This is a genomic window from Actinophytocola sp. KF-1 (assembly GCF_054661535.1).
In genome coordinates this window covers 19,992-42,759 of the sequence record NZ_BAAFVK010000024.1, presented here as the reverse complement: position 1 = coordinate 42,759, position 22,768 = coordinate 19,992, and the positions used below count along the sequence as shown (strand labels likewise).

Below are 22,768 nucleotides of genomic sequence, written 5' to 3'. Positions count from 1 at the left end.
ACCGGGCGGTCGCGGTGATCATCCATTGTGGACGGGCGGGTCGCGGTCCGCGGAATTGTCCTTGATTTGTCATGCGCATTCGGCCTAATCGCCACAATCGGCCGGGACTTCCCGGGGTAGGATTGCGCCCTACACGCCGTGGTGCCGGATCTTCGGCGCGATCTGCTCGGCACGTATTCGCCAGTACTCGCGACGGTGCCGGAGCACCACAATAGCCAGCAGCACGCTGCCGGTAATCCCGCCGACAACCGCGAGAACCATGTTCCCATCCGTTCCGCCGAGCACCGCGGCACCGATTCCCACGGTCAGTGCCACGATCGCCAGCGCGGTGGCGACGGGCACGTCGACCCACGTCCAGCGCTTGGCGTGCGCCACCCGGTCGAGCATCGACCGCGCGAGGTCGTTGACCGTCTCGTCCGCGAGGCCCATCGCGAGAATTCGGTGCGCCGCGTCCTCGACGATCCGCAACTGGCGCGCGCTGGTGATTTCCACGTGGTCGTCGTGGGTCACGCTCAAGGCGGCGAACGCCTCCGCGCGGATATCCATGGCAATTCGGTGCTGGTCGGCCTCGTCGTACACCGTGTTTTCCTTTCGCGGTGCCGTGGGGACAGGCGGATGCTACCCACGCGCGCGACGGGAAAGCGAGAATCAACTGGGGGACAGTTGGCGGACAAACAACGGCGACGGCCGAGCAGTCGCACGCTCGCGGTCCTGGTGGCGGTCGGCAACCTGGTCGTCTGCGCGGCGGTCGTGGCCGCCGTCAGCGGAGCCCGCGGGGACGGGTTCACGCAGGTCACGGGCCCGGACGGGATGACGACCCACGTCCCGGCCGGCTGGCGGGTCACCACCGCGCCGGGCGTGACGAGGGTGGCCGACCCGGCGGGCACGTCCACCGAGCTGTGGTTCGGCAGCTCGGTCCCCGAGGGGCGGGACGCCTACGCGGCACGCGCCGACTGCGCCCGCCGCCTGGCCGCGACCAGGGACGGCTACGCGCAGGTACGTCTGGAGAGGACGGTGGTGCGCGGCGCCCCGGCCGTCGACTGGGAGTTCGAGTACGACGCGGCGGACGGCCGCAGGCACGTCCGGTCGGTGCACTGGCGCCACGGTGGCCGCGAGTACTTCGTCCGCGCGGCGGCCCCGGCCCGGCTGTGGCCGCGGGCGGGGGAGGCCCTGGCGGTCATGCTCGCCCGGTCGACGCCGTGATCAGCGCGGACAACCGCTGGCCGAGGCCGAACAGGTCGTGCGGGGTGACGACGAACCGCCGCAGCGGCCGGTACCCGGTGAACTCCTCGAGCGCGCCGACCGGCCCCTGCACGTACACGAACCCCTCGGTGTGGTCGATGCCGGGCGGCGACCACGGGTTCGCCCCCGGGCCGGTGGCCGCGGCGTTCGCGATGGCCGCCACGAGGGAGGGCACCCCGGCCAGCGGCACGCCGAGGCCCACTTTCGGACTGACCCTCGGCTGCCAGACGTGGTCGGCGACCGCGTGGTCCGGCGGCACGGCCGTGATCAGCACGGTGCCCCCGGTCGCATCGATCCGCCAGTGCCCGCACACCGGCGATGCCTGCCAAGACATGGTGTCCACGAAAGCAGGCGCGTGTGCGGGGGCGTAGGGCACAAGGTCCCGAACAACCACGGTCCAACGGTGGGGGAGTCACGGCCAGGCCCAAGATCGACGGCGGCCTCCGGCCCCCCGGAACCCAGCGTAGCGGCGACCACCGACAAGACCGGATCGCCCGCGGCGTGCTCGCGCTCGTGCCTGTGCCTGGCCACCGTCGTCACCTCGTCGGCCACCGCGTCGGCCGCCCAGGAGCCGGAGGCCAAGGCCGAGCTCCACGCCACGCTGCTGGACAGCAAGGTCAAGGTCGACGAGAAGGCCCGCGGTTGTGTTTCGTCATGTCCCAAGTGGACACCCGAACGGCGCGGCGCGCGCCGGGTGTCCCCCGGTGGAACACCGAGCAGCACCCTGACGGGTGCTGGTCGTCCACAATGGACAAAACTGGATTTTTCTCCTCTTCCAGGCGTGATCTTGGCTGGGTGCGGGTAGTCGATGTGGGTCGGGTCAGTCGGGGAACGCGGTTGGGGCCAGCCATGAACGAGCACCGGTTACAACTCGTCGGGAACAGCATCAGGAACACGGCCGCGGCGCGACGCCGCGTCCACGCCGCGCGCAGGCGCACAGCGCAGGTCCGCGCGCGCATCGCCGCGTCGATGGCGCAGTCGAACGAGGGCGGCGGCCGGACCGCGAACTGAGCGCCGGGGACGGGATCACGCCGTACCGCCCGGCCGGCTGACGGTCGCGTGGACGATGTTGTGGTCCGAGAGGCCGCCGGAGTCGTCCACGGTGGCGGTGCCTGCCGTGACACCGCGGGTGACGACGTGGTCGATGAACCCCCGGCCGGTGCCAGGACGGGTCGGCGGGCTGTCCGCGCGGAACCCGGCGACGGTGAACCCGTCGCCGAGCCCGGTCGCGATGGTGCCCCGGACCGTGTTGAAGTCGCCGAGCAGCACGGTCCGGGGCCCGGACAGCTCCGCGAGCCGGGCCAGCTGACCGGTGCGGCGCCGGTCGCCGCTGACGTGCGTGGCGATCACGAGCAGGTCACCCATGCCCACGACCAGCGCACCCTTGCCCTTGTCGTCGGCGAACGACTCCGCGGTGACGGTCGTGCCGGCTCCGTCCACCAGCAGCACGAGGTGCTCGGTGCGGTCCCGCAGCAGGTCCCGGCCCCGGCGCGGGGCAGGGACGCGCGGATACCGGAACGAGTGCACGGCGCGGCCGGGCAGCGCGTCCCGCAGGCTCGCGAGCTGGTCGCCGCTGACCTCCTGCAACGCGATCACCGTCTCGGTGCGGGCCGCGATCCGGTCCGTGATCGCGGCGATCCGCGCGTCCTCGTCCGGCCACCGCCGGGGCACGTCCGCGTCCCAGTTCTCGGCGTGCACCCGGTGCAGCAGGTTCCAGGTCGCGACGGTGATCACCAGAGCGATGCTAATCACCCCGATTCGTTGATCTTCGGGTGGGAACCGGCGCGTCGCCGCGCACATCCGTGGGTACAGGGGCATGGTGTAGGGGCACCACCGGGGTGGGGCGTCCCAGCCGCGTCGGCAGAGGGGAAGGCGGGAATGAGGGAGTACGAGCGCACGCGTCAGGAGCCGGGTCAGGTCGCGACCTTCGTCGTGGCCGGGTTGTTCGTGCTCGCGGCGGTGCTGGACGCCGGGGTCGGGGTGCTGGACAACATCGTGCACCTCGCGTTCGGGCTGGCCGGCTTCGCCCTGAGCCGGGACCGCAGGGGCGCGCAGGTGTTCCTCATCGGCGGCGGCGTCGCGTACTTCCTGCTGTGGCAGTTCGGCGCGGTCGTCGACCCGACGCTGGTGCCGTTCCACACTGCGAACGTCGGTGTGCACCTGTCGATCGTCGCCAGCATGATCGGCATCGCCGTGCTGTCCGGCGGTGCGCCGGACGAGGTCCCGGCGCGGACCGCGCCTGAGGTCGTGTACCGGGATGGCGTCGACCACGGCCGGCGCCCGGTCCGCAGCCGCCCGCCGACACGGGACGACCAGCGCACTCCGCGCATGGCCGCGACCGGGCGAGTGCCCGCGGGGATGCTGCTGCGGGTCTGACGACGCGCGGCACCGCTCAGCGCAGGGCGCCACCGACGATCGTCGTCACGATGCGTGCTACCGCGCCTTCTTCCGGGGGCCCGTCGTCGCGGCCCGCGTACAGGAGGTGCACCGTGCCGATCAGCGGGAAGGCGAGCATCTCCGGCTCCGCGTCCTCGGCGATGCGGCCCAGGTCCCGTTCCGCGGCGAGATAAGCGGTGATCATCGCCGAGGCCTCGGTCAGTACCGGGACGCCGGCGGGGATGGTCTCGCGCAGGCGGGCGCGCAGGCCGTCGCGGGCGGTGATCACGCTGACCAGCCGCACGGCGGCCGACTCGAACAGGGCGGTCAGCGCGGTGGTGAGGTTGCCGGTCACCGTGCCCGTGCCCGCCGCCTCGCGCAGGGCGGCCGCTTGCGGGTCCATGCGGTCGATGCGGTCGAGGACCAGTTCGGCGAGGAACGCGTCGAAGTCGGCGAAGTGCCGGTGCAGCACGCCCTTCGCGCAGCCCGCCTCCTCGGTGACCGCTCTGCTGGTCAGCGCCGCGGGTCCCGCGCGCAGCAGGACCCGCTCGGCCGCGTCGAACAGCTGCCTGCGGACGTCGCGGAGGGCCACTCCTGTCGGCACCGTGCCTCCTGCCTTGTTCGAGTGGGCGCGTGCCCACTAGAGTGGGCGCATGCCCACTCAACCTGCTGAGCCCGCCCCCGAGACGCACCGGCTGCGGGACGTGGCGGAGTCGTTCGGCGCGGACGCCGAGCGTTACGACCGTACCCGGCCCACCTACCCCGACGCCATGATCGAACGGATCGTCGCCGCAGGTCCAGGGCGCGACCTCGTCGACGTCGGCTGCGGCACCGGCATCGCCGCGCGCCAGTTCCAGGCCGCGGGCGCGCGGGTGCTCGGCGTGGAGATCGACCCGAGGATGGCCGAGGTCGCCCGCCGCGCCGGGATCGACGTCGAGGTGTCGCCGTTCGAGTCGTGGCGGACCGCCGGGCGCACGTTCGACATCGTCACCGCGGGGCAGACCTGGCACTGGATCGACCCGGCCGAGGGCGCGGCCAAGGCGGCGGAGGCACTCCGCCCCGGCGGGTTGCTCGCCGTGTTCTGGAACGTGGCCGTCCCGCCCGCCGACCTCAGCGCCCGGTTCGCCGACGTCTACCGCCGCGTCCTGCCCGGCGCCCCCGCCTACGACGCGGCCAAGCAGGCCGGCGGGTACACGCTGTTCCTCGACCGGGCGGCCGACGGCATCCGCCCGACGAACGCGTTCGCCGAACCCGAGCGGTGGCGGTTCGAGTGGACCCAGCCCTACACCAAGGACGAGTGGCTCGACCAGGTCCCCACCTTCGGCGGCAACACCCGGCTCCCGCGCGAGACGCTCGCCGCCGTGCTGTCCGGCATGGCCGACGCGATCGACGGCGACGGCTTCACCATGAGCTACACGACGCTCGTGCTCGCCGCCGTCCGCACGGGCTGACCCTCCTGGCCGGTGGCGGCACCGGCCAGGAGGTCACCTCAGAGGCCCAGTTGTGCCGCGGCCAGCGCCGTGCCCTGCACCCGCGCCTCGATCTTGGCGAACGCGAGGTCCCGTGACGTCGACGTGTCGTCCGCGAACGGGGAGAACCCGCAGTCGTCGCACGTGCCCAGCTGGTCGGCGGGGATGTACCGCGCCGCGAGCAGGACCCGGTCCCGCACCTCCTCCGGTGTCTCGACCGTCGCGCCGATCGGGTCGGTCACGCCCACGAACACCCGGACGCCCGGCCGCAGCCGGCCTGCGATGATCCGCAGCACCCGCTCGGGGTCGGCCTCGCTCGCCAGCTGGACGTAGAAGTTGCCCGCTCGCAAGGAGAACAGCTTCGGCAGCAGCTCCGCGTAGTCCACGTCGAGGCTGTGCGTCGAGTCGTGGTCCCCGCCGGGGCACGTGTGCACCCCGATCCGCGCGCGCTCGTCGTCGTCGAACCGGCCGAGCACCTCGTTGTTCAGCGCCACGAAGTCGTCCAGCACGCCGCCGGACGGGTCCAGCTTGAGCGACAGCCTGCCCTCGGTGAAGTCGAGCTGCACCGAGTGCGCGCCTGCGTCGAGGCAGCCGCGGATGTCGGCCTCCGCCTCGTCGGCGAGGTCGGCGAGGAACTTCTCCCGCTCGTAGCCGTCGATGCCGTCGGCCGGGTACAGCAGGCTCAGCGCCGACGGTGCGATCACGGCCTGCTTCACCGGCAGCGTGGTGTGCTCCCGCGCGGCACGCAGGTAGGTGTCCGCGTGGGTCTGGTACCGGAACGGGCCCTCGGTCAGCACCGGCAGTTGCCGTGTGTGCCCGTCGGCGAACGGGATCACCGCGCCGTTCGGGTCGAGCGTGGTCAGCCCCGCGATGGGGTAGGTGACGAAGCTCGGCTTGCTCTGCTCACCGTCCACGAGCACGGGGCAGCCGAGTTGCTCCAGTCTGGTCAGGGTGTCCGCGGTGGCCTTGTCCTGCAGCGCCGCGAGTTCCGCGTCGCTGGTCTCGCCCCGCGCGTGGGCCGCGAGGGCGGCCTGCAGGGCAGGCGGCCGGGGGATGCTACCGATCGGCTCGGTCGGAATGCTCATGGAACCGGACATTACGAATGATCGGATCCGACGGGCGGGGCCGAACGAGATTTCACCCGTTCGGCCCCTGAGCCCCACTCGTTCGCCGCGGTCAGCGGCCGGTGGTCAGCCCGAAGCCGTACCGGAACAGCGGGTCGTAGTCCCGGTCTCCGACGTTGACCGGCTCCTGGTCCTCGGACCGCGGCCAGCTCACGGGGAGCCTGCCGGTGAACGGGCGGTCGCCGAAGAGCACGTCCGCCACGCCGGCGCCTTCGCTGCCGGGCAGCCACGACATCACGAACGCGTCCACCCGCCCCAGCAGGTCCGTCACGATCTGCGGGCGGCCCGCCACGTCCAGCACCACGCACGTGCGGATCGCCGCGCACACCCGCTCGACGTTCGACCGGTCCGCCGCCGACAGGTTCAGCGTGTGCCCGTTGCCGACGTCGCCGACGCCCTCGGCGTACGGGGTCTCACCGACCACGACCACGGCCGCGTCGTACCCGGCCATCGGGGCCGACGCGTCGGCGCTGTAGGTCACGTCCGCCGCCTTGCTGCGGATGCCCCGCAGGATCGTCGTGCCGGGGAAGTGGCCGTTGCCGGACTGGCCCTGCCACGTCACCGTCCAGCCGCCTGCCTGGTTGCCCAGGTCGTCGGCGTTCACCCCGGCCACGTAGAGCCGCTGCGACGACCGCAGCGGCAGCGCGTGGTGCGTGTTCTTCAACAGCACCTGCGACTTCGCGACCGCCTCCCGCGCCACCGCCCGGTGCGCGGGGGAGCCGACGGTGCCGATGAACCGCCGGTCGGTGTACGGGTGCTCGAACAGCCCGAGCCTGAACTTGGCCCGCAGGATGCGGCTGACCGCGTCGTCGATCCGCGCCATCGGCACCCGGCCCGCCCGCACCTCCCCGAGCAGCGTCGTGACGAACCGGGGCGCCGAGTACGGCTCCATGAACATGTCGATGCCGGCGTTCACCGCCGTCCGCACCTGGGTCGCGTAGTCGCCGGGCAGCTGCTGGATGCCCGCCCAGTCGCTGATCAGGAACCCGTCGAAGCCGATCTCGTGCTTCAGCACGCCGGTGAGGAGTTCCTCGTGGGCGTGCATCTTCACCGGCGCGCTGCCCGGCACGTCGGTCCACTGGACGCTGGAGAACGACGGCATGATGCTGCCGACCCGGTACCGGCGCACCGCCGTGACGTACGGGGCGAGGTCGATCCGCCGGAACGCGGCGTGGTCGGTGACCGTCACGCCCTGGTCGATCGTGTACGTGCCGGTGGTCGACGAGCCGAACTCGGTGTCGCCGTCACCCGCGTAGTGCTTCGCGGTCGCCAGCACCCGGTCCGGTCGCCGCAGGTCGCCGCGGCCGTCGCCCTGGAACCCGGCGACCGCGGCGGCCATCCGGCTCACCAGCCCCGGGTCCTCGCCGAAGCTCTCGTACGCGCGGCCCCACCGCATGTCCCGCACCACGCACACGCACGGCGCGAACACCCACTGCGGCCCGGTCGCCCTGGTCTCGGTCGCGGTGATGTGCTCGACCCGCCGCACCAGCCCGGCGTCGCGGGTCGCGCCGAGCCCGATGTTGTGCGGGAAGATCGTGGCGCCGACGAGGTTGCCGTGCCCGTGCACGGAGTCGACGCCGTACAGCAGGGGGATGCGCAGCCGGGTCGCCAGCGCCCGCGACTGGTAGCCGTCGACCATGTCGGCCCACGCCGCCGGGGTGTTCGTCGCGGGGGTCGAGCCGCCGCCGGACAGCAGCGAACCGAGCGCGAGCGTGGTGATCTGCGCCTGGTCGCCGTCGACGGCGCCGCGCTCGGCCTGCGTCATCTGGCCGACCTTCTCCTCGAGCGTCATCCGCCCGAGCAGGTCGGCCACTCGTGCCTCGACCGGTCGCGCCGCGTCCAGGTACGGCGTGGTCGCGGACGCCGAAGGTGGTACGGCGACCACCAGCAGGGTGACGGCACCGAGCACACCGTGCCGTAGCCGTGAAGGGAGTCTCACGCGATCCTCCTCGATGAGGTGATGCGGACCCGTTCCGGCTTACCCCTCGGCGGAGATCGATTCCACGGCCTTTCGGCCCGTCCCGGCGTCAGGCCGTCGGCGACTCCGCTTCCTCCGGCGTCGGAGCGCCGCCACCGAGGTGCGCGGGCTGCCAGAACGCGCCGGGCGACGGCTGCTCCGGGTAGTCGCGCTGCGCCTCGTCGAGCAGTGCCGACATCCGCTTCCGCAGGTCGGCGGTCAGCGCCTCGGCGTCGTCGTCCGGGGCCGGGTGGAACGGCTCGCCCGCGCGGATCAGGATCGGGACGTGGCGCTGCGTGAGGTTCTTCGGCCTGCCCTTGGTCCACAGGCGCTGGCTGCCCCACACCGTCATGGGGATCACCGGCACGCCTGCCTCGGCGGCCATGCGGACCGCGCCCGTCTTGATCGCCTTCACGGTGAACGAGCGGCTGATCGTCGCCTCCGGGAACACCCCGACCACCTCGCCCGCCTTGAGCCTGGCCACCGCCTCCTGGTACGAGGCCTGGCCCGCCGACCGGTCCACCGAGATGTGCCGCATGCCACGCATCAGCGGGCCCGCGACGCGGTTGCGGAAGATCTGCTCCTTGGCCATGAAGCGGGTCTTGCGCCCCGACGGCAGCGCACCGAGCCCGCAGAAGATGAAGTCCAGGTAGCTGACGTGCGTGCAGGCGAGCACCGCCCCGCCGGACGCCGGGATGTGTTCCGCGCCACGCACGTCCAGTTTCAGGTCCAGGACCCGGAGCATGGTCTTGCAGGCCGCGATCACCGGCGGGTAGACGAGCTCCACAGTGCCTCTTTTCGACGGGTGTCCGTTTCGCGGAGAACGATCGAGGCGCCCACCCGGTTCCGGTTTCGGCTGGGTACGGTGCTCAAGGTCACGGCGGAAGGGAGCATGCGGGTGAGTCTCGCGATCATCAACGCGGCGGTGTTCGACGGCGAGTCGGCCGAGCTGGTCGAGGGGCCGGTGCACGTCGAGGACGGCCGGATCGTCGCGGTCGGCGACCGGGCGAGCGCCGACGAGGTCGTCGACGCGCGCGGCCGGACCGTCCTACCCGGACTGATCGACGCGCACTGCCACGCCTACGGCGTCTCCCTCGACATGCTCGCCATCGAGTCCAGCCCGCTGAGCTACCTCGCGCTGACCGGCGCGCGCAGGCTCAAGGCGGCGTTGGAGCGCGGGTTCACCACCGTGCGTGATGTCGCGGGCGGCGACCCCGGCCTCGCACGCGCCATCGCCGAGGGCACTGTGGCGGCGCCGCGCTACTTCTACACCGGCGCCGCGCTCAGCCAGACCGGCGGGCACGGCGACCCCCGTGGTGTCGACACCGACGTGTGCGGGTGCCACGCCTTCACCTCCGAGGTCGTCGACGGCGTGGACGCCGTGCGGGCCGCGGCACGCGACCGGTTCCGGCGCGGCGCACACGCGATCAAGATGATGACCTCCGGCGGCGTGATGTCGCTCGCCGACCCGATCCGCGTCCCGCAGTACTCGGCCGAGGAGATCCGCGCCGTCACCGACGAGGCGGCCCGCCGCGGCAGCTACGTCGCCGCGCACGCCTACTCGCCGGAGGCCATCCGCCACTCCGTCGAGAACGGGGTCCGCTCCATCGAGCACGGCAACCTGATGGACGCCGAGACCGCCGCGCTCATGGCCGAGCGCGGCGCGTTCCTCGTGCCCACGCTCGCCACCTACGACGCGATGTCCCGGCGCGGGCCGGAGTTCGGGCTCGCCGAGGTCGGCCTGGCGAAGAACCGCGAGGTGCTGGCGGCCGGCGCGAAGGCCATCGAGCTGGCCCGCGCCGCCGGGGTCCGCGTCGGGTTCGGCACCGACCTGATGGGCGGGCTGGAGGACGAGCAGCTCAACGGGCTGCGGCTGCAGGTCGAGGTCGACGGCGTGCTCGACGCGCTGCGCTCGGCCACCTCGGTCAACGCCGACCTGCTGAACCGTCCCGACCTCGGCCGGGTGCGGCCCGGCGCCGCCGCCGACCTGCTGATCGTCGACGGCGACCCGTTCACCGACCCGTCCGTGCTGTGGGGGCCGGGCCGCACGGTCATCCAGGCCGGTGCGGTGGTGGCGGCGTGAGCACGCGGTACGTGGCGATCGGCGACAGCTTCACCGAGGGCGTCGGCGACGAACAGCCCGGCGGCACGACCAGGGGGTGGGCCGACCTGGTCGCGACCGGGCTGGCGAGCGCGACCGGCGAGACCGTGCAGTACGCCAACCTCGCGATCCGCGGCAGGCTGCTCGAACCGATCGCGACCACCCAGCTCGACGCGGCGCTCGCACTCGCACCCGCGCCGACGCTGCTCACGTTCAACGGCGGCGGCAACGACATGATGCGCCCCGGCGTCGACCTGGCCCGGCTCGTGCGGCTCACCGAGCACGTCGTCCGCCGGTGTGCCGACGCCGGCGTGCGGCTGGTCCTGCTCAGTGGCGCCGACCCGTCCGCGCGCCTGCCGTTCGGCCGGATGATCCACCGCAGGGGCACGGAGCTGACCGCGGCGGTCGCCGACCTGGCCGACCGCCACGACCTGGTGTTCGTGGACATGTTCAACGACGAGGAGATCCGCAAGCCCGGCTACTGGTCGGCGGACCGCCTGCACCTCAACGGCGACGGGCACCGCCGGGTCGCGTCCCGCGTGCTCGCCGCGCTCGGCCACCCCGTCACCGCGCACGTCGTCGCGCCGGCGCCGCCCGGGCGCAGGAGCGTGGCCGAGGAGGCGCGCTTCTACCGCGAGCACGTGGTCCCGTGGTTCAACCGCAGGCTCCGCGGCCGCTCGTCGGGCGACGCGCGCACCGGCAAGCACGAGACGTGGGTACCCGTGGAGGCCATGGTCTAGAGCGTGTCCGACAAGGGCCTTGGCCCTCGTCGACGGGAACGGTCGGCCGTTGGTGCCGTTTGGTCGGGCCTGGTCGTCGCGACCGCATCGTTCGCCGCGGCGGACCAGCGTGGAAGTTGAGCAGCGGATCCTCGCGCTGCGGCACGGTCGGCGGTGTGGGCCGGACTGGATCGGTGCCGAGATGGGCGTGCCCACCAGGACGGTCCCTGGCAGAACGGCAAGGTCGAACGCCTCAACCACACCCTGCAAACCGAATGGGCATACCGGCAGATCACCTAGCCGCACGCGGTGGTGTGGTTGCCGTGCGGCGAGGCCCGGTACCGGGGCGGCGGGCTTGCCGTAGGGGAGGAGCGTGCCGCGGCACTCAGCCGTCGGCCATGCTCGGCACGCGTTCGGTGGCGGGCGACGGCGGCGCGTGGTCCAGCACGCGTGGCAGCGCCCGGTCCAGCCACCGGGGGAGCCACCAGTTCCAGCGGCCGAGCAGCACCATGGTGGCGGGCACCAGCAGGCAGCGGACCACCGTCGCGTCGACGATGATGGCCGTGGCCAGGCCGAGTCCGAAGATCTTCACGACCGGGTCGCCGACCAGCACGAAGCTCGCGAACACGCACACCATGATCAACGCGGCGGACGTGATGACCCCGCCGGTCTCCGCCGTGCCGCGGCGCACGGCCGCGTGGTTGTCCCCGGTGCGCAGCCAGTGTTCCCGCACCGCGGACAACAGGAACACCTCGTAGTCCATCGACAGTCCGAAGAGGACGGCGAAGAGCACCATCGGCACGTAGCTGTCGATGGGCACCGGCCCGTCGAGCCCGAGCAGCGACGCGCCCCAGCCCCACTGGAACACCGCGGTGACCACGCCGTACGCGGCGCACACCGACACGAGGTTCATCAGCGCCGCCTTCACCGGCAGCAGCAGCGACCGGAACGCCAGCAGCAGCAACAGGCACGCGACACCGACGACGGTGAGGACGAGCCACGGCAGGCGGTCGCCGATCCGCTCCGCGAGGTCGATCTTGGTCGCGACGCCGCCGCCGACGTGCGCCTCGCCGAACGCCGGCAGCACGTCCGCACGCAGCCGGTGCACGAGGCGGGCGGTCGCCTCGTCGGACGGCGCCGTGTCCGGCACGACCCGCAGCGACACCCGGCCGTCGCAGCGGTGACGGGCACGGCGTCGGCGGGGGACCGGCCGGCTGCCAGCAGCCTGCGCTGCCGGTTGACCAGGAACAACGCGTAGTCCACGCCGACGCCGAGCCCGATCATCGCCGCGAGCGTCGGCGCGACGTCGGGGATGTTCACCTCCGCCGACAGGATCCGCAGCCCACCGAGCCCACCCGCGACGACCACGAGCGCGGTCACCACGGGCAGCAGCGCGGCCACCGCGGACCCGAACGCGAGCAGCAGCACCAGCAACGCGGTGACGATCCCGATCACTTCGCTGGTCGTGGAGTCCACCTTGGACAGTTGGCGGCCGAGCGAGCCGCCGAGCGCGACGGCCATGTCCGCGTCCTCCGCCGGTGCCGCGGCGTCGAGGACGTCCTGCGCGAGCGTGCGGTCGACGGTCACGCCGTCCTCGACGGGGATGGCGAGCCGCACGGCGGTGCCGTCCGGGCTGGGCGCCCACTGCCGCGGCACCGTCCCGATCCCGGGCACGGCGGAGATCGCGTCGGCGGTCTCCTGGAGCGCCGCCCGCCCGGCCGGGGTGCCGACCGGACCGGTGACGATCATGTCGGCCTTCTTCGGGTCGGACTGCCCGGCACCGGAGAGCGCCGAGTTCGCCGCCGCGCTGTCGCTGCCGGGCACCTCGACCTCGTCCGGGGTGTCCTCGCCCGCCAGCCGGGCGCCGGCCAGCAGCAGGACCGCCGCCAGCACCCACAGCACCACCACGAGGCCGCGGTGCCGTGCACACCACCTCGCCAGAGCCGCCAACACCGAGCACACACCCTTTCGTCGAGCGCGGGTGCGGCAGCCTAACGTGGCGCGCCGGTGCGCGGGTCAGCCTGTCGAGCAGAGGGTGCCGTTGAGGGTGAATGCGACCGGCTGGACGTCCGGGCCCTGGTAGGAGCCGACGAAGCCCGCCGTCGTGGTGGCGCCCGGTGCGAGCACCCGGTTGCCGTCCACGTTGGTGACCGTGACCGTGCGGCCCGACTGGCTCCAGCCTGCGTTCCAGCCGCTGTCCGCGTGCTGCCACGTCGTCGGCCAGGTGAACGTGAGGGTCCACGTGTCGAGCGGGTGCGTGCCCGTGTTCGTGATGTCCACGTTGGCGACGAAACCGTTGCCCCAGTTGGTGGTCTCCGTGTAGCGGACCGCGCACGTGGACGTCGCGGGGGTGGCCGTCCGGAACGTCAGCGGGGGAGAGGCCCACGAGACCCGGCCGGCGCGGTCGCGGGCCACCACGTTGACCGTGTAGCGGGTGGCGGGTGTCAGGTTGGCGACGGTGAACGTCGTGCCCGTCGTCTCGCCCCACTGTTCCGTGGTGGTGCCGTTCTGGCGGTGGATCTCGTACTTGACGCGCGCCGTCGTCGCGGGCCAGGTCAGGGTGGCCGTGCGGTCGGTGACGGACGTCGCCGACGGGCGGGCCGGGGTCGCGGGCGGGGTGGTCTGGGCGGACGGGCGCAGCAGCAGCGTCGTCAGCGAGTACGGCGGGAGGGTCACCGCGCCCGCGGTGCCCGTCGTGGTGGCGATGGCGGTGGCGCCGTTGCCGTACGTCAGCACCTGCGCCGTCGCGGCCGGGGTGTAGCCCGCGTAGTCCACGGCCACCGTTCGCGCCGCGTCCGCGTGCTGGTTGAGCAGCAGCACCGCGAGGCCGCCGTCGGTGTGGCGGGCCGCGTGGGCCACCACGCGGGGATCGGACGTGCTCGCCGCGACCAGCTGGTCGCCCGGCCGCGTGAACCTCGACAGCATCGCCAGCGCGTGGTACGGCGCGAACGGCGTGTTCAGGGCGGGCTGGCAGACCGAACCGTCGCCCGTGCAGCCGCCGCTGGAGAGCAGGCCGAAGTCGTGGAAGTCGGGCTGGCCGGCGATCGTCGACGCGCGTTCGACTCCGTTGTGGACGTTCCACCAGTCGACGGTGAACACGCCGTTCGCCATCAGCGTCGCGTACGCGTCGGCCGCGAACAGCGCGCCGGGCTGGGTGTTGCGGCCGTAGGAGGTGTTCAGCTCGGTCATCGCGATGCCGATGTCCTTGCCCGCGTACCGGCGTGCCTGCTCGCGCACGAGCCGGACCTGGTCGGCGATCCGGTTCGTCTTCGGCAGCACCTCCTCGGCCGTCTCGCCGGTCGGGTACCAGTGCACGATGCCGTAGTCGATGTCGGCGCCGGCGATCGACAGCACCACCTGGTTCCACGGACCCGCGTCGCCCTCGGCGGTGATGCCGTCCGGCCACTCGCCCGGCGTGGTGAGCACCGCCCCGATCTTGATCGACGGGTCGACGGCCTTCATCGCCCGCGCGTAGTCGCGGACCAGCGTGGCGTACTGGGCCGGGCTCTTGTCGGGGTGGTCGTCGGCCTCCCAGTCGGCGCCGTAGTGGCCGTTGCCGTAGTTCTCGTTGCCGATCTCCCAGTACGTGACGCCGTAGCCCTTCTCGACGTTCGCGTACCGCACCCAGCCCGCGGCTTCCTCCGGCGTCCCGGTGCCGTAGTTGGCGGTCACGATGGGCTGCGCGCCCGCCCGCCGCACGCCGGCCATGAAGTGGTCGAAGTCGGTGTCCGGCGCGACGTAGCCGCCCGGCGCGGTGTGCGTCTCCCAGTGGTAGATGTCCGAGTACGAGCCGCCCGGGTAGCGCATGGTGCGCACGCCAGCGTCCCGCATCAGGTCCGCGACCGCGGGCGTGCCCAGCTGCGCGTCCCAGATCGCGTGGTTCACCCCGATCGCCGCTGGCGCGACCTTCTCCAGCCCCGCCAGGGCGTTGACCACCACGGTCACGTCGGCGGCCGCAGCGGCGACGGGCGGAGCGGCCACGGGCACCGTGGCGGTGAGCGCGAGCACCAGTAACGCGGCAGGGCGTGATCGTCTCATGGCTGTCCTCGTCGACGACGGTGTCTGGGAGCGCTCCCAGACTCCGGTAGTTCCGGTGGTTTGTCAACGGGCACAAGGCATCGGCGATCGTGCCCGTTGGGCCGAACAGGTGGCGGGGATTGACTTACCGGCGTTCAGTGGGCAACGTCCGAGCCGCCCGGTTTGGGAGCGCTCCCAAGGAGAACCATGTCCAGAAGGCTGCTCGCGCTCATCGCCGCGCTCGTGCTGACGCTGCTCGTGGTCCAGCCCTCCGCCGCGGCGGCGCCGGTGCGGATCATGCCGCTCGGCGACTCCATCACCGCGGGCCCCGGCTGCTGGCGCGCCCTGCTGTGGGACCGGCTGCAGCGCACCGGCCACACCGGCATCGACTTCGTCGGCACACAGGCCGGCGGCGGGTGTGCCGTGCCGCACGACGGCGACCACGAGGGCCACAGCGGCTTCACCGCGACCGGCATCGCCGGCCAGAACCAGCTGCCCGGCTGGCTCTCGGCCACGAACCCGCACGTCGTGCTGATGCACCTCGGCACGAACGACCTGTGGGGCGGCACGATCTCCACCGACGCGATCCTCGCCGCGTACACCAAGCTGGTCGGTCAGATGCGGGCGAACAACCCGGACATGAAGATCGTCGTCGCGCAGCTCATCCCGATGGCACCGGCCAACTGCACCGGGTGCGCGCAGCGGGTCGTCGCGCTCAACGCCGCGATCCCCGGCTGGGCGGCCGGCCTGTCGACGACCCGCTCGCCGATCACCGTGGTGGACCAGTGGACCGGGTTCTCCGCCGCCACCGACACCTTCGACGGCGTGCACCCCGTCGACTCCGGCTTCCAGAAGATGGCCGACCGCTGGTACCCGGCGGTCGTGGCCGCCATCGGCGGCACCACCCCGCCCGACGACCCGCCGCCCGCGGGCGCGTGCACCGCCGAGTACCGGATCACCGGCCATTGGCAGGACGGGTTCCAGGGCGAGGTGACCGTGCGCAACGGCACGACCGCGCCACTGACCGGGTGGACCGTCACGTTCACCTTCGGCGGCGGCCAGCGCGTCACGCAGGCGTGGAACGCGGCCGTCACGCAGAACGGCGCCGACGTGACCGCGCGCGACGTGGGCTGGAACGGCGCGCTCGCGCCCGGCGCGTCGACCGCGTTCGGTTTCCTGGGGAGCTGGTCGGGCACCAACCAGCCGCCGACCGCCACCTGCGCGGTGACCTGACCCGGATGGGCTACGTTGGCCCGCATGGGGAGGGACGAACCGGACTGGAGCAGGTGGCGGCGCCCCGGTCCGACACCCGCGCAGCAGCGGATCGACGTCGTCATCGCGGCCGGGGTGCTCGCGGGCGCCATCGGCATGACCGTGCTCATCAACAGCATGGGCGCGTTCGCGTTCGGCACCGCACCGGGGTTGACCGAGCAGCTCGTCTGGAGCGCGGCGCTGCCGTTGCCGCTGGCGGTGCGGCGCCGGTACCCGTTCGCCGTGCTGCTCGTGGTCGGCGCGTTGTTCATCGCCGCGCAGACACGGCAGATCGGCGACAACCTGGTCCCGTCGATCGTGCTCTTCCTCGCGATCTACACCGAGGGGGCGTGGGAGCGGAACCGGACGCTCGCCCGCTGGTCGCGGATCGGCGTGATCGCCGTGATGTTCGGCTGGCTCGCGGTGTCCATCGTGCTGTCCCTGCCGTGGCCGGACATCTCGGAGTTCGAGGACGCGGCCGGGCCGCTCGACCCGAGGCTCGCGTCGTTCCTGTACGGCGTCGTGTTCAACGTCATGTACTTCTTCGCCGCGTACTGGTTCGGCAACACCGCGTGGCTGTCCGCGCACCGGCAGGCGGAGCTGGCGTGGCGTGCCGAGCAGCTGCGTGAGTCGCAGGAGAAGAACACGCGCGGCGCGATCGTGGCCGAGCGGGTGCGGATCGCCCGCGACCTGCACGACGTCGTCGCCCACCACGTCTCGGTGATGGGGGTGCAGGCGGGCGCGGCGCGGCGGGCGCTGGACAAGGACCCGGGTCTCGCGCGGACGGCGCTGCAGACGGTCGAGGAGACCGCGAGGACCGCCATCTCGGACCTGCGCGGGCTGCTCGGCGTGCTGCGGGCGGAGGACACCGACCAGCGCGAGGACACCCCGGGCCTCGACCGGCTGCCGGAGCTGGTCTCGTCGGCCAGGTCGGCGGGGCTCGAGGTGCGGCACGGCGTGTACGGCGAACCGAGGCCCGTCCCGGACGGCGTCGCGGTGTCGGCGTACCGGGTCGTGCAGGAGGCGCTGACCAACGTCGTGAAGCACGCCGGCGCACGGAGCGCCGAGGTGCGGGTCCGCTACCTGGACACCGCGCTGGAGGTCGAGATCACCGACGACGGCCACGGCGGCACCCGGGGCGCGGACGGCGGCGGGTTCGGGCTGGCGGGCATGCGGGAGCGGGTCGCGGTGCACGGCGGTGAGCTGGAGGCCGGGCCGCGCAGGGACGTCGGCTACCGGGTCCGCGCGAGCCTGCCCGTCGGCGTGCGGGAGGCGTGATGTTGCGGGTGCTGCTGGCCGACGACCAGGACCTCGTCCGCGCGGGCTTCCGGGTCATCCTCGGGATGGAGGACGACATCGAGGTCGCGGGCGAGGCGGGCGACGGGCTCGCGGCGGTCGACCTCGCGACACGGCTGCGGCCGGACGTGGTGCTGATGGACGTCCAGATGCCGGGGATCGACGGTCTCGAGGCGACGCGCCGGGTACTGGCCGCGGTGGACACGAAGGTGGTCATCCTCACGACGTTCGACCGCGAGGACTACCTGTTCGAGGCCCTGCGGGCGGGCGCGAGCGGGTTCCTGCTGAAGAACGCGTCCCCGGAGGACCTCGTGGACGCCGTCCGCGTGGTCGCGCGCGGGGACGCGTTGCTGTCACCGTCGGTCACGCGGCGCGTGATCGCCCGGTTCGCGACCGGCGCGCCCGCTCCCGCGCACCGGCCGCCGGAGCTGACCGACCGCGAGTTCGAGGTGCTGGTGCAGCTCGCCCGGGGCGCCAGCAACGCGGAGATCGCCGCCGAGCTGTACCTCGGGGAGGCGACGGTGAAGACGCACGTGTCGCGCGTGCTGACCAAGCTCGGGCTGCGGGACCGGACGCACGCTGTGGTGTACGCGTACGAGCGGGGGATCGTGGCACCGGGCGGCGCGGAGCCACTGGGGTAGCTCGCGCGGGGGACCCGTGTCCTGGAAGGCGCGTTCAGGACGCCGCACCCCCGGGAGTGGCGGGTTCTGGACTTGTTGGTGGCTCCGGGGTTGGTGGTGTGACGGTGCCGAGTCCTTCGGGTGGTGCGGTGCCTGCGGACCTGGGCGTTCGGTGGGCGCTTGTCCTGGAAGGCGCGTTGAGATCGGTGGGTGGCATGAACGTGCCGTTCGGGACGCCGCCCGGCGGAACGGGGTGTCCCGAGCCGCGGCGGTGGACCCGGTTTCTGTTGGCGAGGCCCGGGCGATGCCGAACCCTCCCGATGGCTGATGCCCGCGAACTCGCGGCGGGTGGCCGGACGCCACATCCCGGACCGGTGCCGAAGGTAGATCGTGCGGGGGACCCGCCCGTCGGTCTCGCGCCGGACGCGTGCGCACCTGATCGTTCCCTAACCTTCCCGTCATGTTGACGGTGACGACCATCAGCCGGAGTTTCGGCGACCACCGCGTGCTCGACGGTGTGTCGTTCGACGTGCGGCCCGGCCGGATGACCGGGTTCCTGGGGGCGAACGGGTCCGGCAAGACGACGACGATGCGGATCATCCTCGGGGTGCTCGCCCCGCAGGGTGGGACGGTGACCTGGCGCGGCGAGCCGGTGACGCAGTCGGTGCGGCAGCGGTTCGGGTACATGCCCGAGGAACGCGGGCTCTACCCGAAGATGAAGGTGGCCGAGCAGATCGAGTGGTTCGGCAGGCTGCACGGCCTCACGACCGAGCAGGCGCGGGCCGGCACGACCCGGCTGCTCGACCAGCTCGAGCTGACCGACCGGGCGGGCGACAAGCTCGAGGCGCTCTCCCTCGGCAACCAGCAGCGCGTGCAGGTGGCCGCCGCGCTGGTGCACGAGCCCGAGGCGCTGATCCTCGACGAGCCGTTCTCCGGGCTGGACCCGATCGCCGTCGACACCGTGCTCGCCGTGCTGCGGGAACGCGCCGCGGCCGGGGTGCCGGTGCTGTTCTCCTCCCACCAGCTCGCCGTCGTCGAGCGCCTCTGCGACGACCTGGTGATCCTCTCCGGCGGCACGATCGCCGCCGCCGGTGCGCGTGAGGAGCTCCGTGCCCGGCACGGCGGGTCGCGGTACGAGCTGGTCGTCGACGCCGACGCCGGCTGGCTGCGGGACCACCCCGGCGTGCGGATCGTGGACCTGGACGGGCCGCGCGCGGTGTTCGACCTCGCGGACACGAACGGCGCGAAGACCGACCAGCAGGTGCTCGCCGCCGCGCTGCGCCGTGGCGAGGTCCGCAGCTTCACCCCGGTCGTGCCGACGCTCGACGAGATCTTCAAGGAGGTCATCTGATGGCAGCCACCTCGTTCTCCTCGGCGACCCGGCTGGTCGCCGAGCGGGAGATCAAGGCCTTCCTGAGCACGAAGGGGTTCTGGATCGGCCTGATCGTCACCGTGGCGGGCATCTTCGCGTTCGCCATCCTGCCGTCGGTGTTCGGCGGCAACCCCGACAAGGTCGCCGCGGTCGGGCCGGACGTGGTGCGGGCCCTCGCCGGCACCGACCTGGAGGTCCGCGAGGTCGGCGACGTGGCGGCGGCCGAGGAGCTGGTGCGTGACGGCGAGGTCGACGCGGCCGTCGTGCCGGACACCACCGGCGACGCGCCCGCCGGGCTGCGGGTGATCGCGCTGGACTCCGCGCCGGAGGACGTCGTCGAGCAGCTGGCCGTCGCGCCGCCGGTCGACCTGCTGGACCCGGCCGAGGTCGGGCAGGGGGAGCGGCAGGTCGTGATCATGGTGTTCTCGCTGCTGTTCCTGCTGTTCGGCATCGGCGGGGCCGCCATCGCGCAGAGCACGGTCACCGAGAAGCAGACCCGCATCGTGGAGATCCTGGTCGCGACGATCCCGGTGCGCGCCCTGCTCGCCGGAAAGATCATCGGGCACGCGCTGCTCACGCTCGGCCAGGTCGTGGTGATCGCCGTCGCCGCGCCGATCGCGTTGCACCTCGGCGGCCAGAGCGTGCTGCTGGCCGTCATGGCGCCCGCACTGGGCTGGTTCGTGCCGTTCCTGTGCCTGGGTTTCGTGCTGCTGGCCGCGATGTGGGCGGTCACCGGGTCACTCGTGAGCAGGCAGGAGGACCTCGGGTCCACGATGGGCGTCGTCATGATGCTCGTCATGGGGCCGTACTTCGCGGTGATGTTCTTCTCCGACAACGCGACCGTGATGACCGTGCTGTCCTATGTGCCCTTCTCCGCCGCGATCGCGATGCCGGTCCGGCTGTTCGCGGGCGAGGCGCAGGTGTGGGAACCGATCGCGTCGCTCGGCCTGCTCGCGGTCTCGGTGGTCCTGATCGTCCTGCTGGCGAGCAGGGTGTACTCGGGTTCGCTGCTCCACACCGGCGGCAAGGTGCGGCTCGCGAAGGCCTGGGCGCACGCCGACTGACGGTCCGCGTGACATGATCGCGGCATGACGACGCGTGCGCTGGTCCTCGGCGGTGGCGGTCTCGCGGGGATCGCCTGGGAGACCGGGCTGCTCGCCGGGCTCGCGGCGGCGGGGACCGACGTGGCGGGTGCGGACTTCCTGCTCGGCACGTCGGCCGGGTCGGTGGTGGCCACACAGCTCGCCACCGGCGTCCCGCTGCCCGACCTGCTGGACCGGCAGGTCGACCCGGCGCGCCAGAACCGGGAGCTGGCCCCGGCCGGCCTCTCGCACCTGGCGCTGTGGGAGGAGCTGACGAGCGCGACCGAGCAGCCGGCCGACCCGGCGGAGGCGCGGCGGCGGCAGGGCAGGTTCGCCCTCGCCGCCGACACCGTGCCGGAGGCAGAGCGGCGGGCCGTGATCGCCGCCCGGCTCCCGGTGCACGAGTGGCCCGCGCGCCGGCTCGCGGTGGTCGCGGTCGAGGCGGTCTCGGGGGAGCCTGCCGTGTTCGACCGGGAGTCCGGTGTGGACCTGGTGGACGCCGTCGCCGCCAGCTGTGCCGTGCCGGGGGTGTGGCCGCCGGTGACCATCGGCGGCACCCGGTACGTCGACGGCGGGGTCCGGTCGCTCAACAACGCCGACCTGGCCGCCGGGTACGACCGGGTGCTCGTCGTCGCACCGGTCACCGACCCGCAGACCGCGGCGCAGGTGGCGGCGCTGACCGAACGCGGCGCGCACGTCGAGGTGGTCACCCCGGACGAGCGGACCGCGGCGATCTTCGCGGGCGACCCGCTCGACCCGGCGGTCCGCACCCCGGCCGCGCGGGCCGGGCTCGCCCAGGCCGGTGCGACGGTGGCCGCGGCGGTCCGCTGGTGGGGCTGAACCCCCTGCCGAGGGTCGCCAGAGCACTCGGCAGGCACGCCTGGCTGATGCGGCTCGCGCCGGTGATCCTCCCCGCCGACCGGCTGCTGCACCGGCTGACCAGGGGCCGCGGCACGCTGGTCGGCCTGGCCGGGCTGCCGTCGCTGCGGCTGGTCACCACGGGCCGCAAGACCGGCCTGACCCGCACGAACGACCTGCTCTACACCCCGTACGGCGACCGGTACGTGGTGGTCGGCTCCGGCTGGGGCAGGCAGGCCCACCCGGCGTGGACGCACAACCTCCGCGCCCACCCCGAGGCCACGGTGGTGGTCCGCGGCCGCGCCGTGCCGGTCGTGGCCGAGGAGGTCACCGGGCCGGAGCGGGACGAGGTCTGGGCGCTGGCCGTCCGCGGCTGGCCCGGTTACGAGGTCGAGCGGCGGATGGCAGGCCGCGAATTCCGGATCTTCGTGCTAACGAAGCGGGCGTGAGCCGGGCGGTTCGTTGGGCGCCGCGCACAGAACGCGGCGCGGACTGGTGATTTCGCCGATGTTACCGGCGAGTCGGTGCGCGTAAGCCTGAATGGGTCCCCACCTCCCACCCCTGCTTGGAGGGCTTCATGCGCAGGATCATCGGTGCCGTGCTCGCCTTCGTCGTCGCGTTCTCGGTGTTCTCGCCGACGCCGACGGCGAACGCGGCCACCACCACACCCGTGGTGTTCGTGCACGGGTACACGGGCAGCGCGTCCAACTGGGTCACCGCCATGTCGGTGTTCCGCGCGGCGGGCTGGTCGAGCAGCAACCTGTTCGCCTACGAGTACAACTCCTACGGCGACAACGTCACCAACGCCCGCGGCCTGGCGAGCTACGTCAACCAGGTCAAGACGCGCACCGGTGCCAGCAAGGTCGCCATCGTCAACCACTCGATGGGCGGTCTGGTCAGCCAGTACTACCTGAAGGTGCTGGGCGGCAACGCCAACGTCAGCCACCTCGCGTCGATCGCCGGTGCCAACCACGGCACCACCGCGGCCGGGGCGTGCCTGGTGTTCATCACGTGCCAGCAGATGTACCCGGGTTCGGCGTTCATCGCCCAGATCTCGTCGGGTGACGAGACGCCGGGCGCCACGCGCTACGCCACGTGGTACTCCCCGTGTGACGGCGTCATCCTGCCGTACACCAGCACGCGGCTCGACGGGGCGACCAACAACCTGGTGGCCTGCACGACGCACATCGGCTTCCTGACCGACACGTCGGTCCTGGCGTCGATCGCGAACTACGTGCGCAGCTGACCCACTCGTGGTGCCGTCCCCTCGCGCCGGGGGGACGG

At 72.7% G+C, this 22,768-nt stretch carries 23 protein-coding genes and 1 pseudogene; 14 read left to right on the top strand and 10 right to left on the bottom strand.

Annotation, left to right across the window (positions count from 1 at the left end):
- Positions 1-129: 129 nt before the first annotated feature.
- Positions 130-579 carry a hypothetical protein gene (locus ACYQ77_RS43260; protein ID WP_459723207.1) on the bottom strand — a complete coding sequence of 150 codons (450 nt, stop codon included), beginning with the start codon at positions 577-579 and terminating at the stop codon, positions 130-132.
- Between the two features lie 135 nt (positions 580-714).
- On the opposite strand from ACYQ77_RS43260, the gene ACYQ77_RS43255 reads away from it, so the two are divergent.
- A complete protein-coding gene (locus tag ACYQ77_RS43255) occupies positions 715-1,203 on the top strand; it encodes a hypothetical protein (RefSeq protein ID WP_459723206.1) in 489 nt (162 codons plus the stop codon).
- Here the strand turns inward: ACYQ77_RS43255 and ACYQ77_RS43250 are convergent.
- A complete protein-coding gene (locus tag ACYQ77_RS43250; protein ID WP_459723204.1) occupies positions 1,178-1,576 on the bottom strand; it encodes a hypothetical protein in 399 nt (132 codons plus the stop codon). The two genes, ACYQ77_RS43255 and ACYQ77_RS43250, sit on opposite strands and share 26 nt — an antisense overlap.
- A gap of 515 nt (positions 1,577-2,091) precedes the next feature.
- Here ACYQ77_RS43250 and ACYQ77_RS43245 point away from each other — a divergent pair.
- The gene (locus ACYQ77_RS43245; protein ID WP_459723203.1) at positions 2,092-2,253 is read left to right on the top strand and encodes a hypothetical protein; all 162 of its coding nucleotides are present in this window, start codon (positions 2,092-2,094) and stop codon (positions 2,251-2,253) included.
- Positions 2,254-2,268: 15 nt separating this feature from the next.
- Here the strand turns inward: ACYQ77_RS43245 and ACYQ77_RS43240 are convergent, their stop codons facing one another.
- Complete coding sequence (locus tag ACYQ77_RS43240; RefSeq protein ID WP_459723201.1) at positions 2,269-2,976, bottom strand: endonuclease/exonuclease/phosphatase family protein; 708 nt, start codon at positions 2,974-2,976, stop codon at positions 2,269-2,271.
- A gap of 144 nt (positions 2,977-3,120) precedes the next feature.
- Between ACYQ77_RS43240 and ACYQ77_RS43235 the strand changes: the two genes are divergently transcribed.
- Positions 3,121-3,618, top strand: a complete 498-nt coding sequence (locus ACYQ77_RS43235; RefSeq protein ID WP_459723200.1) for a DUF4383 domain-containing protein — start codon at positions 3,121-3,123, stop codon at positions 3,616-3,618.
- A gap of 16 nt (positions 3,619-3,634) precedes the next feature.
- Here ACYQ77_RS43235 and ACYQ77_RS43230 read toward each other — a convergent pair whose 3' ends face one another.
- Positions 3,635-4,222, bottom strand: a complete 588-nt coding sequence (locus ACYQ77_RS43230; protein WP_459723198.1) for a TetR/AcrR family transcriptional regulator — start codon at positions 4,220-4,222, stop codon at positions 3,635-3,637.
- A 49-nt stretch (positions 4,223-4,271) separates the two neighbouring features.
- Between ACYQ77_RS43230 and ACYQ77_RS43225 the strand changes: the two genes are divergently transcribed.
- Positions 4,272-5,069, top strand: a complete 798-nt coding sequence (locus ACYQ77_RS43225; RefSeq protein WP_459723197.1) for a class I SAM-dependent methyltransferase — start codon at positions 4,272-4,274, stop codon at positions 5,067-5,069.
- A 38-nt stretch (positions 5,070-5,107) separates the two neighbouring features.
- Here the strand turns inward: ACYQ77_RS43225 and ACYQ77_RS43220 are convergent, their stop codons facing one another.
- The 3 genes from ACYQ77_RS43220 to ACYQ77_RS43210 all read right to left on the bottom strand — a co-directional run bounded on the left by ACYQ77_RS43220 (position 5,108) and on the right by ACYQ77_RS43210 (position 8,913).
- Positions 5,108-6,172, bottom strand: a complete 1,065-nt coding sequence (locus ACYQ77_RS43220; protein ID WP_459723195.1) for a cobalamin-independent methionine synthase II family protein — start codon at positions 6,170-6,172, stop codon at positions 5,108-5,110.
- 91 nt (positions 6,173-6,263) lie between these two features.
- A complete protein-coding gene (locus ACYQ77_RS43215) occupies positions 6,264-8,150 on the bottom strand; it encodes a glycoside hydrolase family 3 protein (RefSeq protein ID WP_459723194.1) in 1,887 nt (628 codons plus the stop codon).
- Positions 8,151-8,238: 88 nt separating this feature from the next.
- Positions 8,239-8,913, bottom strand: a complete 675-nt coding sequence (locus ACYQ77_RS43210; protein ID WP_459723242.1) for a lysophospholipid acyltransferase family protein — start codon at positions 8,911-8,913, stop codon at positions 8,239-8,241.
- 147 nt (positions 8,914-9,060) lie between these two features.
- Here ACYQ77_RS43210 and ACYQ77_RS43205 point away from each other — a divergent pair, with 147 nt between their 5' ends.
- Both ACYQ77_RS43205 and ACYQ77_RS43200 read left to right on the top strand, forming a co-directional pair.
- Positions 9,061-10,251, top strand: a complete 1,191-nt coding sequence (locus ACYQ77_RS43205; protein WP_459723192.1) for a metal-dependent hydrolase family protein — start codon at positions 9,061-9,063, stop codon at positions 10,249-10,251.
- A complete protein-coding gene (locus ACYQ77_RS43200; RefSeq protein WP_459723191.1) occupies positions 10,248-11,009 on the top strand; it encodes an SGNH/GDSL hydrolase family protein in 762 nt (253 codons plus the stop codon). The genes ACYQ77_RS43205 and ACYQ77_RS43200 overlap by 4 nt, the downstream gene beginning before the upstream one ends.
- 364 nt (positions 11,010-11,373) lie before the next feature.
- On the opposite strand, the gene ACYQ77_RS43195 is transcribed toward ACYQ77_RS43200, so the two are convergent.
- The 3 genes and pseudogenes from ACYQ77_RS43195 to ACYQ77_RS43185 all read right to left on the bottom strand — a co-directional run bounded on the left by ACYQ77_RS43195 (position 11,374) and on the right by ACYQ77_RS43185 (position 15,026).
- Entirely contained in the window at positions 11,374-12,096 is a 723-nt protein-coding gene (locus tag ACYQ77_RS43195) for an MMPL family transporter (protein ID WP_459723190.1), read from the bottom strand.
- Positions 12,097-12,164: 68 nt separating this feature from the next.
- Positions 12,165-12,737, bottom strand: a pseudogene (locus tag ACYQ77_RS43190) (MMPL family transporter); the annotation flags it as partial.
- A 267-nt stretch (positions 12,738-13,004) separates the two neighbouring features.
- Complete coding sequence (locus ACYQ77_RS43185) at positions 13,005-15,026, bottom strand: cellulose binding domain-containing protein (protein ID WP_459723188.1); 2,022 nt, start codon at positions 15,024-15,026, stop codon at positions 13,005-13,007.
- A gap of 186 nt (positions 15,027-15,212) precedes the next feature.
- On the opposite strand from ACYQ77_RS43185, the gene ACYQ77_RS43180 reads away from it, so the two are divergent.
- The 8 genes from ACYQ77_RS43180 (at position 15,213) to ACYQ77_RS43145 (ending at position 22,730) form a co-directional block, all read left to right on the top strand.
- Positions 15,213-16,238 (top strand): cellulose binding domain-containing protein, encoded by a 1,026-nt coding sequence (locus tag ACYQ77_RS43180; protein ID WP_459723187.1) that lies wholly within the window; start codon positions 15,213-15,215, stop codon positions 16,236-16,238.
- A gap of 24 nt (positions 16,239-16,262) precedes the next feature.
- A complete protein-coding gene (locus ACYQ77_RS43175; RefSeq protein WP_459723185.1) occupies positions 16,263-17,534 on the top strand; it encodes a sensor histidine kinase in 1,272 nt (423 codons plus the stop codon).
- A complete protein-coding gene (locus ACYQ77_RS43170; RefSeq protein ID WP_459723183.1) occupies positions 17,534-18,193 on the top strand; it encodes a response regulator in 660 nt (219 codons plus the stop codon). Before ACYQ77_RS43175 ends, ACYQ77_RS43170 begins: the two co-directional genes overlap by 1 nt.
- A 439-nt stretch (positions 18,194-18,632) precedes the next feature.
- Positions 18,633-19,523, top strand: a complete 891-nt coding sequence (locus ACYQ77_RS43165) for an ABC transporter ATP-binding protein (RefSeq protein WP_459723182.1) — start codon at positions 18,633-18,635, stop codon at positions 19,521-19,523.
- The gene (locus ACYQ77_RS43160) at positions 19,523-20,608 is read left to right on the top strand and encodes an ABC transporter permease (protein ID WP_459723181.1); all 1,086 of its coding nucleotides are present in this window, start codon (positions 19,523-19,525) and stop codon (positions 20,606-20,608) included. The genes ACYQ77_RS43165 and ACYQ77_RS43160 overlap by 1 nt, the downstream gene beginning before the upstream one ends.
- A gap of 24 nt (positions 20,609-20,632) precedes the next feature.
- Positions 20,633-21,466 (top strand): patatin-like phospholipase family protein, encoded by an 834-nt coding sequence (locus ACYQ77_RS43155; protein ID WP_459723179.1) that lies wholly within the window; start codon positions 20,633-20,635, stop codon positions 21,464-21,466.
- Positions 21,457-21,933: a nitroreductase family deazaflavin-dependent oxidoreductase gene (locus ACYQ77_RS43150; protein ID WP_459723178.1), complete on the top strand. Its 477-nt coding sequence runs from the start codon at positions 21,457-21,459 to the stop codon at positions 21,931-21,933. The genes ACYQ77_RS43155 and ACYQ77_RS43150 overlap by 10 nt, the downstream gene beginning before the upstream one ends.
- Before the next feature lie 128 nt (positions 21,934-22,061).
- Positions 22,062-22,730 (top strand): esterase/lipase family protein, encoded by a 669-nt coding sequence (locus ACYQ77_RS43145; protein ID WP_459723177.1) that lies wholly within the window; start codon positions 22,062-22,064, stop codon positions 22,728-22,730.
- Positions 22,731-22,768 lie beyond the last annotated feature (38 nt).